The sequence below is a fragment of the Asanoa ferruginea genome (assembly GCF_003387075.1).
Classification (GTDB): Bacteria; Actinomycetota; Actinomycetes; order Mycobacteriales; family Micromonosporaceae; genus Asanoa; species Asanoa ferruginea.
The window spans coordinates 3,080,045-3,091,208 of the sequence record NZ_QUMQ01000001.1 but is presented as its reverse complement, the minus strand read 5'-3'; the positions used below and the strand labels follow the sequence as shown (position 1 = coordinate 3,091,208).

Below are 11,164 nucleotides of genomic sequence, written 5' to 3'. Positions count from 1 at the left end.
TGGTGCGGAGAATTGTTCACGATCGGACCCGGCCGGGGAACAGCCGGTCCCACCGGAGTGGGACCGGCTGTTCGGCCGGGATTCAGATCACTTGGGCTGGGCCGGTGAGGTCACCTTGACGGTGCCCGCGATGATGTCGGCCTTCAGCTTGTCGACCTCGCCCTTGAGCTCGGGGCTGACCTTGCTGTCGTACTCGTGGTAAGGCGCGATGGAGACGCCGTTGTTCTCGAGCGTGCCCAGGTAGGAGCCGGTCAGCATGCCGGTGCTGTCAGCACCCTTGACCGCCGCCTCCTTGACCGCCTCGGGGATGTTCTTGACGACCGTGGTCAGGAACGAGGAGCAGTATTGCTGCGCGCTCTCGCAACCGTCGACGTCGACCCAGACGACCGAGTATTTGCTGCCCGCGTTGGCCGCGGTGCCCAGGCCCGTGCCGCCGGCGACCGGCATGATCACGTCAGCGCCCTGCGCCACGAAACCGTCCGAGAGCGCCTTGCCCTTGCCCTGGTCGGTGAAGCTCTCGGCGAACGAGCCGTTCTGCTTGGCCTTGTCCCAGCCGAGCACCTGGACGTTGTCGTTCTTCTGCTGGTTCCAGTAGGCGACGCCGTCGGCGAACCCGTCCATGAAGATCGTGACCGGGGGAATCTTGAGGCCGCCGTAGGTGGCCACCTTCTTGCTCTTCGAGTAACCCGCCGACAGGTAGCCGGCCAGGAACGCGGCCTGCGCGGTGTCGAACTGCATCGGGTAGACGTTGGTCGCACCCGGGATCGCCGCGTCGACGATCGCGAACTGCTTGCTGGCGTTGGCCGTCGCGACCTGCTTGGTCGCGTCGCCCATCAGACCGCCAACGGCCAGGACGAAGTTGCAGTCCTGCTGCGCGAACTGCGTCAGGTTGGGCACGTAGTCGGCCTCGGCCTTGGACGAGACGTTCTTCGGCGTGGCCAGCTTGTCGCTGTCGGCCTTGGCGTCCTGCAGGCCCTTCCACGCCGACGCGTTGAACGACCGGTCGTCGATGCCACCGATGTCAGTGACCATGCACGTCTTATAGTCGCCGGCAGCAGGGGCGGCACTGCTGTCGCCGGTGCCACTGCTGCTTTCCGGAGCGTCACCACACGCGGCGAGGCCCGCCATAAGGCCGCCCACCGCAAGTATCCCGACGATCCGCATCCCACGCACTGAGCGCAAGACGGTCTCCCTTCCCATTACACACCGCAAGGGATGCGCGGTGAGTTCACGTTGCTCGGGAGCGTACGCCCAGCTACCGCGCGGAACGAAAATCCAGACTCGACTGTTGGATGGCCGTTACGCAGGCGTGACTTGGCGGAGAACGAAATCGCCCGGCGCGTTAGGAAGGGCCCCTTCCAATCGCTTTCCGCATAGGAAGGGACCCTTGTTAACCGATGTCGCTCAGACCGCAGCAGGCACGCGTTCCGCCGGCACCGTGACAGGAGCCGTTCGGCGGGTGCGGACGGCACCCGCCAGAGCGAGGAGCAAGCCGACGACGGCGTACGCGGTAAGCACCCAGGCCGGGCCCGCGCCGCCGGCGCCATCGAAGAAGGCCGTTGACCGCAGGAGCGAACCACCGGCGCCGATCGGCAGGAACTGGCCGATCGCGCCCCACGGCTGGGGCAGCAACTCCGGTGCCGCGTTGACGGCCGACAGCGGGTTGCCGACGAGGAACACGGTGAGCACCGCCAGCCCGATGCCCGGCCGGCCGGCGATCGCGCCGAGCCCGGTCACGGTGCCGGCGACAGCGGTCGCGAACAGCCCGATCGCGGCCGCGTTGAGCAGGTAGTCATCGGTCAGCACGCCGAGCCACTGCTGTAGCACCAGCGCGCCGACCGTGCCGGACAGCACACCGAAGACGAGCACGCCGGTGAACCGGGCCCAGTGACCGCGGACCAGCAGGGCCAGCGCGGCGCCGGCGGCCAGCGCGGTCAGCGCCAGCGGCAGGAAGCCGGACGCGAAGCCGGCGCCCCGCGGATCGTCCGGCGAGCCGGGCGCGACGTCGGTGACCGGCGCGTTCATCGAGGCCGCGGCCTGGCCGACGAGTTGGGCCACGGTGGGGCTGGCGCCGCTCGCGGTGTGCACGGCCGGGCCGGTCGGGCCGATGACGAACGCCGCGTAGGCCTCGTGGTCGCGCAGCAGCGCGTCGGCGGCGGCCGCGTCCGGCGCCCGGGTGATGTCGAACGCATCCGGCGGAAGCTGTGCGGCCAGCGCGTCGGCGGTCGGTGCCGGACCGGCGACCACGACCGGCAGGTCCCGCGGGCCGAGGTGGGTGGCGGGTGCCGCGAAGAGCGGGACGAGCAGAGCCTGCGCGACCACGATGCCGATCCCGATGAGGACGGCGATCAGGAGCGGTGGGCGACCCTGGCGAGGCATGGCCATCTCCTTAAAACGAATGCTCGTTCTTCTTTGATGACCTGAGCATCCCATCGATGACCGTCGGTAGTCAAGAACGAGCGTTCGTTTTAGGATGTAACCCATGCCACGCGTCTCCGAAGCCCACCTCGCCGCCCGCCGCCAGCAGATCCTCGACGCCGCGCAGCGTTGCTTCACTCGCGACGGCTTCCACAACACCTCGATGCAGGACGTGATCGCCGAGGCCGGCCTCTCGGTCGGCGCGGTCTACCGCTACTTCAAGAGCAAGAACGACCTGATCACCTCGATCGCCGAGTCGGTGGTCGGCGCCGCGTCGGCGATGTTCGAGGAACTCGCGGAGCACGAGCCGGCACTGTCGCCCGCCGAGGCAGTCGAGCGGGCGATCGAGTTCGTCGAGCGGCAGACCGGCCCCGACGGCCTGATGCGGATCGCCCTACAGGTCTGGGCCGAGGCGATGCGCGACCCCACCCTGGCCGCCTTCGTCTTCGACGCCTACAGCCGGATGCGCGGCCACTTCACGCTGCTGGCCAGCCGCGCCCGCGACGCCGGCAAGCTGCCGGCCGACGCCGACGTCGAAGCGGTCGGCGCCGTGCTGTTCGGGATGGTCCCCGGCTACGCGCTCCAGCGCATCCTGTCGGCCGGCCCCGACCCGAAGACCTACCTCTCCGGGTTACGCGCCCTCACTTCCTGACCGAATACTGTGCAGCCATGCGTGCCCGCCTTTCCGACATCGCGCTCCGCGCGGGGGTCAGCGAGGCGACCGTCTCCCGGGTGCTCAACGACAAGCCGGGAGTGAGTCCGGACACCCGGGAAAGCGTCCTCGCCGCTCTCGACGCGCTCGGCCTGGAGCGCCCCGCCCGGCTGCGCCGGCGCAGTGCGGGCCTGGTCGGGCTGGTGGTGCCGGAGCTCAACAACCCGATCTTCCCGGAGTTCGCACAGACCATCGAGTCGGCGCTGGCCCAGCGCGGCTACACGCTGGTGCTGTGCACCCAGACCCCGGGCGGGGCGACCGAAGACGAATACGTCGAGATCCTGCTCGACCGCCAGGTCAACGGCATCGTCTTCGTCTCCGGCCTGCACGCCGACGCGACCGGCGACCATGAGCGCTACCGCCGGCTGGTCGCCCGGGAACTGCCAATCGTGCTGGTCAACGGCTATGTGCCGGATTTGGCCGCGCCGTTCGTCTCCCCCGACGAGCAGGCCGCCGCCGAGCTCGCCGTCTCCTACCTGGCCACGCTCGGGCACCGGCGGATCGGCCTGATCAGCGGGCCCGACCGGTTCCTGCCGGTGCGCCGCAAGATCGAGGGCTACCGCGCCGCGATGCGGGCACAGGGCTACTTCTCCGACGCCGAGTTGGACGGGCTGATCTCGCTCTCGCTCTTCGGTGTCGAGGGCGGCGAGGCGGCCACCCACCGGCTTCTCGACGCCGGCGTCACCGGCATCGTCTGCGGTTCCGACATGATGGCGCTCGGCGCGATCCGCTGCGCCCGGCGCCGCGGGCTGCGGGTGCCCGACGACGTGTCGGTGGTCGGCTACGACGGTTCGCCGCTGATGGCGTTCACCGACCCGCCGCTGACCACGGTGCGGCAGCCGGTCGAGGCGATGGCGGTCGCGGCGGTGCGGGCGCTGGTCGACGAGATCGAAGGGCACGCCGCGCCGCATTCGGAGTATCTGTTCCGTCCGGAGCTGGTCGTCCGTTCGTCGACCGGGACCGCCAGGACGCACTGAAAGCTCTCCTTGCGAAGCTTGCGCAAGCCCTGTCGGGTCCTTGCAGTGTCGAGGTTGTTTCCGGCATGCTTCTTCGGTGCCAATGGAACAGGGGCAATTCGCTGCCAATGCGGATGAAGCAGACGCTGGCTGGTGGCGAGACGCCGTCATCTACCAGGTCTACGTGCGCAGTTTCGCCGACTCCAACGGCGACGGCATCGGCGATCTAGCCGGTCTCCGCGACCGCCTGCCCTATCTGCGCGACCTCGGCGTGGACGCGATCTGGCTCACGCCGTTCTATCGCTCCCCCATGATCGACGGCGGCTACGACGTCACCGACTACCGCACCGTCGACCCGATGTTCGGCGACCTCGACGACTTCGACGCGATGATGACCGACGCACACGCGCTCGGCCTGCGGGTGATCGTCGACGTGGTGCCCAACCACACGTCGAGCGCGCACGTCTGGTTTCAGGCCGCGCTGGCCGCGCCGCCGGGATCGCCCGAGCGGGAGCGCTACATGTTCCGCGACGGCCGCGGCCCCGACGGCGCCGAGCCGCCGAACGACTGGGAGTCGATCTTCGGCGGCGACGCCTGGACCCGGGTCCCGGACGGCCAGTGGTACCTGCACATCTTCGACCCCGAGCAGCCCGACCTGAACTGGGACCTGCCCGAGGTGCGGGCCGAGTTCGAAGACATCCTGCGGTTCTGGCTCGACCGGGGCGTCGACGGCTTCCGGGTCGACGTCGCGCACGGCAACGTGAAGGCGCCCGGGCTGCCCGACGTGGGCTACAGCAGCAAGACCGGTCGCAACCAACGGCAGAGCCGGCTGCTCGAGGGCACCGCGCTGCCCTATTTCGACCAGGACGGCGTACACGAAATCTATCGGTCCTGGCGCCAGATCCTGGACAGCTATCCAGGTGGGCGGATGGCGGTCGCCGAGGCGTGGGCATCGACGCCCGAACGGCTGGCCCGCTACGTCGGCCCCGACGAGTTGCACCAGGTCTTCAACTTCGACTTCCTGCACGCGACCTGGACCGTCGACTCGTTCCGCAAGGTGATCGACACCGCGCTCGCCGAGGCCACCCTGGTCGGCGCGCCCACCACCTGGGTGCTGTCCAACCACGACAAGCGGCGACACGTCACCCGCTACGGCGGCGGCGAGGCCGGCCTGCGCCGGGGCCGGGCCGCGGCGCTGATGATGCTCGCGCTGCCCGGCGTCGCCTACCTCTACCAGGGCGAGGAACTCGGCCTCGAAGAGGTGCTCGACATCCCCGACGAGCTGCGGCAGGACCCCGCCTTCCGGCGCACCGGTGAGAGCCGCGACGGTTGCCGGGTGCCGCTGCCCTGGTCCGGCGCGGCGGCGCCCTACGGGTTCGGAACGGGCGGCGGCTGGCTGCCGGCGCCGGCGACCTGGGCCGGCTGCACCGTCGCCGCGCAGGACGGCGTCGCCGGCTCGACGCTGGAGCTCTACCGGGCGGCCCTGCGCCTGCGCCGCAGCGAGGCGACGCTGGGTGGCGGCGAGCTGACCTGGCTACAGGCCGAGCCGGGCGTGCTCGCGTTCCGCCGCGGCGAGCTGAGCTGCGTGGTCAATCTGGGCAGCGAACCGGTCGACGTGTCCCGCTACGGCGCGCCGATCCTGACCACCGAAGCGCTCGACGGAGATTTTCTGCCGGTCGACGCGGCCGCCTGGTTGAAACCGGTGCGACTGGGGTAAGCCATTACCTACGAGGCCCCTGTGGTGGGGGTGTGGTGGGTAGGTTGCCCCGGCGTCGACTTCGGTCCGCCGGGGCACCATCAGCTTCAGGGGTTGTCGGCGCGCGGAGCCGTGAGCTTCGCCGCGATCCGGCCCCAGCCGGCCATCACCTGGTCAGGGCTGGGCGGCGGCAGCGCGTGCCCCGCGTAGTCGAGGCCCTCGTCTTCCCCGCCGGTCTCCCCGTCGAGGCCGGCGTCTTCCAGGTCGAGGTCGTCGAGCGAGCCGTCGGACGGGCGCTCCTCGTGCAGGGCGGCGATCCGGGCCGCCTCGATCTCGCCGCGGATCTCGTCGTCGGAGATGTGTGGCATCAGCGGCTCGACGACGGCCATCAGCTCCTCGTCGGCGACCACCGACTGGGCCAGCGCGAGCGCGTGCGGGCGCTCGTAGGGCCCGCTCACGATGGGCTCCCACTCCTCGTCGTCGGCCAGCGGACCGAACGTGATGATCCACGGCAGCTCATGGAGCGGCGAGTCGTCGGGCAGCCGCAAGGTCACCAGTGCACCCATCCGACCATCATGCGCCGCTGGACGGCCCCTGGTGCCCGTTCGGCGGGTCATCTTCGTCATGATCGACCGGCGAGGTGGCATGGGGCGGCGGCACGTTCTCCCGTTCAGCGCTCAGATCGCGCACGGTGCCGTGCGTGTCGGTGGCAGCGGCGGCCGCCGCCCAGATCAACACCTGGTTGAACAGATAAAGATAGATCAACAGCCCGATCGGACCGATCAGGGCGTACGCCGCGTTGCTGCGGACCCAGTCGACGTAGAGCCGCCCGACCGAGTTGAGGATCGTCAGCCCGCCGCTGACCATCACCATCGGCAGGATCAGCCGGATCGGGCTCATCCGGATCCGCGGGATCACGCACAGCAGCGCGAAGCCGATCACCAGGTTGACCATGACGGTCAGGACATAGGTGAGCACCATCAGCCAGACGCCGCCGTCGCCGATCAGCCAGGTGAGCAGCGTCCTGAGCCCGTCGACGGCGCCGACCGAGACGATCAGCATGACGAAGACCAGCAGCAGGACACCGATATCGATGATCCGGCGCACGACGAGGTTGCCGGGCTGTTGCTTGAAGCCGTGCACGGCGCGCTGCGAGGAGCGCAGCGCCTCGACCCAGCCGATGCCGGTGAACACCAGCCCGATCAGGCCGATGATGCCGATCGGCCGGCCGGTGGTCTGCACACCGTTGACCGCGTCCTCGACGCTCTTGATGTCGAGGAACGGCAGGTTGTCGGTGAGGAAGGTGACGACAGCCTCGTTGACACCGCGGTCGTTGAGCACGAAGCCGAAGGCGGCGTAGCCGACCAGGGCGAAGGCGAAGATCGCGAAGAACCCGTAGTAGGCGATCGCCGCGGCCAGCCGGCCACCCAGCACGTAGCCGAACCGGTCGGCGGCCCGCCAGAAGTGGTCGAAGGCGCCGGACCGCTGGCGCGCGCGGTCGATGGCCCGGTTGATACCGGCCTCGAGCCGCGCGAGTGGGTTCACACGGGACATTCTTACGGATCTACGCGGACCCGCGCGGGCGGTGGGTCAGGCTCAGGCGCCGCGGCTCGGGAAGAAGCCCACCCGCTCGTAGACCGCGGCCAGTGTCGGCGACGCCACCGCGCGGGCCTTGTCGGCACCCATGGCGAGCAGCTTGTCGAGCTGGGCCGGATCGTCCAGGTAGGCCTTGGTGCGCTCCTGGATCGGCCGGACGAACTCGGCCACCACCTCGGCGAGATCCTTCTTGAGGTCGCCGTAGCCCTTGCCCTCGTACGCCAGGACAAGCTCGTCGATCGGTTTGTCGCCGAGCACCGAGTAGATCGTCAGCAGGTTGGAGACGCCCGGCTTGGTGGCCGGGTCGTAGATGATCTCGCGACCGGTGTCGGTGACCGCGGAACGGATCTTCTTCGCCGACTTCGCCGGATCGTCGAGCAACTCGATGATGCCGGCCGGCGATGACGACGACTTCGACATCTTGGCGGTCGGCTCCTGTAGGTCGGTGATCTTCGCGGTGTCACGCACGATGAACGGCGCGGGCAGCGTGAAGGTCTTGCCGAACTGGGTGTTGAACCGGCCGGCCAGGTCACGGGTCAGCTCGAGGTGCTGGCGCTGGTCTTCACCGACCGGCACCGCGTCGGCCTGGTAGAGCAGGATGTCGGCCGCCTGGAGGATCGGGTAGGTGAACAGGCCGACGCTCGCCCGATCGGCACCCTGCTTGGCCGACTTGTCCTTGAACTGCACCATCCGGCTGGCCTCGCCGAAGCCGGTGATGCAGCTCAGCACCCACGACAGCATCGGGTGCTCGGGCACCTGCGACTGCACGAAGAGGGTGCACCGCTCCGGGTCGAGACCGAGCGCGAGGAGCTGCGCGGCCGACACCCGGCTGCGCGCCCGGAGCAGCGCCGGGTCGTGGCCCGCGGTGATCGCGTGCAGGTCGACCACGCAGTAGAAGGCGTCGTGGGTGTCCTGGAGTGCCACCCACTGGCGCACCGCTCCCAGGTAGTTGCCCATGTGGAAGGAGTCGGCGGTCGGCTGGATGCCAGAGAGCACCCGGGGCCGGGCAGTGGGAGCGTCGGACATGCCGGCAATTCTGCCAGTCGCTCCTGGGAACCCCACCGGCCCCTCGGAACTCGTACGGTGTGGCCAGTAGCGGAGGGACGGCGGTTGGCGGGCGACCGGGGCAGGACCGACCAGGCGATGGAAGAGCTCTACCACGCCTGTTATCGGCGTCTGGTCGCGCAGGTCTACGCGTTCACCAGCGATCTCACGGAGGCACAAGACGTGGTGCAGGAGGCGTTCGCCCGGGCCATCGCCCGGCCGCGGGGCCTCGCCGACGTGGACAACCCGGAGGCGTGGCTGCGCACGGTCGCGGTCAACGTCGTCCGCCGGCGCTGGCGGCGCCGCAAGCTGCTCGACACGATCATGCTGCGCGACCGCCCGGTGGCGCAGACCGTCGAGCCGGCGCCCGGCCCCGAACGCACCGACCTGCGCCACGCGCTGGCCACGCTGCCGGCCGGGTTCCGCGAGGTGGTCGTCCTGCACTACTACGCCGATCTGCCGGTCGACGAGATCGCGACGTTGCTCGGCGTGCCCGCCGGCACGGTCAAGTCCCGGCTGTCCCGGGCCCGCGCGGCGCTCGCCGGTCAGCTCGACGGCTACCGGACGGAGGTGACCCGTGCCCGATCTTGACAACCGGCTCGCCCGGTCCCGCACGGCCCTGCTCGACGAGATCGAGCAGCCACCGCTGGCCGACGTCCGGCGGCGTGCGCGCCGCATCCGCCGCCGCCGTTCCGCGGCCGCCGGCGCCACGGTGCTCGCCCTGCTCGGCGTCATCGGCATCGCCGCCCGGCCCTGGCAGCACGACGGCACGACGCCCGAGGTGACCGCCAGTAACCCGGCCGCGATCACACCGGTCTACGAGGCGGGCGGCATCAAGATCGTCGGGCTGCTGCCCCAACCGGTCTACGTCCTCGGCGGCGACAACCCCGACGTCGAGTTCACCGACCGGACCCACGGTTTGGCCGCGACGGCCTGCGCCCAGGACTGCCCGCCGCTCGCCCGCACCGACGACGGCGGGCTCAAGTGGGGTCCCGCGGCGCCGTCACCGGTCGGTGGCGGGTCGGCCGATCTGATCGCGTTCCCCGGCGGTCGCTGGCTGCTCAAGGGAGGCGACTCCTACTGGTCGTCGGCCGACGGGACGAACTGGAAGCCGGTCACGCCGCCGGCGGCGACCAGCCGGGCCGCGATCGGGCCCGGCGAGCTGCTCCGCTACGACCCGGTCGCCGCCGCCGTGACCGTGCTGAGCCCCGAGGAGGGGCCGCTCGGACCGCTGACCGCCCAGCCAGAGCTCACCATCCGGTCGGTCATCCCACCCCCGGCGGCCGACGGCGCCTGGTGGATCGGCGGTGTGGTCGACGGCCGGCCCGCGGTGGCGGTGAGCCGCGACTCGGGCCGGAGCTGGTCGGTGACCCCGCTTCCGGCCACAGCCGGCGACGTCTACACGGTCACGACCGGCACGCTCGGCACCGAGGTCTACGCGGTGGCCCGCGGTGAGAAGGGTGAGCTGCGCGCCGTCTACCACTCCACCGACAGCGGCCGCGACTTCACCAGCAACGACCTGACGGGTGCGGCGGCCGCGCACAAGGCGCCCGCGACTGTGTCCGGCGACCCGGTGCCGCTGCTCGACGGCCGGCTGCTGGTCATCGAGCAGGGTGGTGCACCCAGTTCGTGGTGGGTGAGCGACGACGGCGGAGCCAGCTTCAGCCCGGTGGCCGGGCTGCCGGCGGTCGGCTTCATCCGCCAGACCTACGCCGGCTACGTCGCCTACCAGTTGTTCGACAGCTCCTGGATGGCGTTCTCCCCGGACGGCTCCACCTGGCAGAAGCTCCAGGTGCATTAGTCGCGGGCGGTGGCCCGTTCGGTCGCCGGCTCTCGGCGCGGTGGCAGCATCGGCATGGGGATGGTCGCGATCACCTGGGCGGGCTCGGGCGGTGGCGGCAGGTCGACGACGCGGATGGCGACCCGGGAGACCCGGCGACCGTCCAATTCGAGCACTCGCAGCACCCAGCCGTCGGCACCTTCCGCGGTGGCGGGAACCGGCGCTTCGTCGCCGACCCGGGGCACCCGGCCCAGCCGGGCCATCACATAGCCGCCGACCGTCTCGTAGGGGCCGGGCGGCAGGTCGAATCCCGCGCGCTCGGCGAAGTCGGCGAGGTTGAGCCGGCCGTCGAGGTCGGTCTGGCGGCCGGGCACCGGGTCGGGCTCGACGTCGTACTCGTCGTGAATCTCGCCGACCACCTCTTCGATCAGGTCTTCGAGGGTCACGATCCCGGCGGTGCCGCCGTATTCGTCGATCACCACGGCCAGGTGGTGCCGCTCGCGGCGCATCTCACTGAGCGCGACCAGAACCCGCTTGCTCGCCGGGATCCGCTTGACCTCGCGGGTCAGGTCGCCGATCGTCAGCCGACCGTCGCCTTCAGGCCGGATGAGCAGATCCCGCAGGTGTACGAAACCGACGACGTCGTCGTGGGTGCCGTCGATGACGGGATAGCGGGTGTGTGTCTGCTCGCGTACCCGATGGGCGGCTTCGGCCAGGGTGAGTCCCGCGGACAGGAACATCACCTCGGTGCGCGCCCGCATCACCTCGCGCACCATGGTGTCGCGAGCGACCAGCACCTCGTCGATGATCCGGCGTTCGACCGGATCGAGACGGGTGTTGGCGGCCACCAGTTCGCGCAGGTCAGCTTCGCTGATCTGCTCGCGTCCGGAAGACGGGTCGGCGCCGAGCGCCGCGGTCAGCCCGTCGGCGGTGCGCACCACGAGACGGGCGAGGCGCCGGGC

At 70.3% G+C, this 11,164-nt stretch carries 11 protein-coding genes; 5 read left to right on the top strand and 6 right to left on the bottom strand.

Annotated elements, in window-relative coordinates:
• Window positions 1–87: 87 nt before the first annotated feature.
• The gene (locus DFJ67_RS14705; RefSeq protein WP_170215847.1) at window positions 88–1,164 is read right to left on the bottom strand and encodes a BMP family lipoprotein; all 1,077 of its coding nucleotides are present in this window, start codon (window positions 1,162–1,164) and stop codon (window positions 88–90) included.
• 240 nt (window positions 1,165–1,404) lie between these two features.
• The gene (locus DFJ67_RS14700; RefSeq protein ID WP_116076212.1) at window positions 1,405–2,379 is read right to left on the bottom strand and encodes a hypothetical protein; all 975 of its coding nucleotides are present in this window, start codon (window positions 2,377–2,379) and stop codon (window positions 1,405–1,407) included.
• A 103-nt stretch (window positions 2,380–2,482) separates the two neighbouring features.
• On the opposite strand from DFJ67_RS14700, the gene DFJ67_RS14695 reads away from it, so the two are divergent.
• The 3 genes from DFJ67_RS14695 (at window position 2,483) to DFJ67_RS14685 (ending at window position 5,803) form a co-directional block, all read left to right on the top strand.
• Window positions 2,483–3,070 (top strand): TetR/AcrR family transcriptional regulator, encoded by a 588-nt coding sequence (locus tag DFJ67_RS14695; RefSeq protein ID WP_116068399.1) that lies wholly within the window; start codon window positions 2,483–2,485, stop codon window positions 3,068–3,070.
• Between the two features lie 17 nt (window positions 3,071–3,087).
• Window positions 3,088–4,107, top strand: coding sequence for a LacI family DNA-binding transcriptional regulator (locus tag DFJ67_RS14690; RefSeq protein ID WP_116068398.1), 1,020 nt, complete (start codon window positions 3,088–3,090; stop codon window positions 4,105–4,107).
• Window positions 4,108–4,189: 82 nt separating this feature from the next.
• The gene (locus DFJ67_RS14685) at window positions 4,190–5,803 is read left to right on the top strand and encodes a glycoside hydrolase family 13 protein (protein ID WP_116068397.1); all 1,614 of its coding nucleotides are present in this window, start codon (window positions 4,190–4,192) and stop codon (window positions 5,801–5,803) included.
• A gap of 86 nt (window positions 5,804–5,889) precedes the next feature.
• Here DFJ67_RS14685 and DFJ67_RS14680 read toward each other — a convergent pair whose 3' ends face one another.
• The 3 genes from DFJ67_RS14680 to trpS are packed head-to-tail and all read right to left on the bottom strand — an operon-like array spanning window position 5,890 to window position 8,404.
• On the bottom strand, window positions 5,890–6,348 hold the full coding sequence (locus DFJ67_RS14680; RefSeq protein ID WP_116068396.1) for a hypothetical protein: 459 nt from the start codon (window positions 6,346–6,348) through the stop codon (window positions 5,890–5,892).
• A 7-nt stretch (window positions 6,349–6,355) separates the two neighbouring features.
• Entirely contained in the window at window positions 6,356–7,327 is a 972-nt protein-coding gene (locus tag DFJ67_RS14675; RefSeq protein WP_170215845.1) for a YihY/virulence factor BrkB family protein, read from the bottom strand.
• Between the two features lie 51 nt (window positions 7,328–7,378).
• Window positions 7,379–8,404: a tryptophan--tRNA ligase gene (trpS, locus tag DFJ67_RS14670; protein ID WP_116068394.1), complete on the bottom strand. Its 1,026-nt coding sequence runs from the start codon at window positions 8,402–8,404 to the stop codon at window positions 7,379–7,381.
• A gap of 84 nt (window positions 8,405–8,488) precedes the next feature.
• Between trpS and DFJ67_RS14665 the strand changes: the two genes are divergently transcribed.
• Both DFJ67_RS14665 and DFJ67_RS14660 read left to right on the top strand, forming a co-directional pair.
• On the top strand, window positions 8,489–9,013 hold the full coding sequence (locus DFJ67_RS14665; RefSeq protein ID WP_239097670.1) for an RNA polymerase sigma factor: 525 nt from the start codon (window positions 8,489–8,491) through the stop codon (window positions 9,011–9,013).
• The gene (locus DFJ67_RS14660) at window positions 9,000–10,223 is read left to right on the top strand and encodes a beta propeller repeat protein (protein WP_116068392.1); all 1,224 of its coding nucleotides are present in this window, start codon (window positions 9,000–9,002) and stop codon (window positions 10,221–10,223) included. Before DFJ67_RS14665 ends, DFJ67_RS14660 begins: the two co-directional genes overlap by 14 nt.
• Here the strand turns inward: DFJ67_RS14660 and DFJ67_RS14655 are convergent.
• Window positions 10,220–11,143 carry a hemolysin family protein gene (locus tag DFJ67_RS14655; RefSeq protein ID WP_409363009.1) on the bottom strand — a complete coding sequence of 308 codons (924 nt, stop codon included), beginning with the start codon at window positions 11,141–11,143 and terminating at the stop codon, window positions 10,220–10,222. The two genes, DFJ67_RS14660 and DFJ67_RS14655, sit on opposite strands and share 4 nt — an antisense overlap.
• Between the last annotated feature and the right edge of the window lie 21 nt (window positions 11,144–11,164).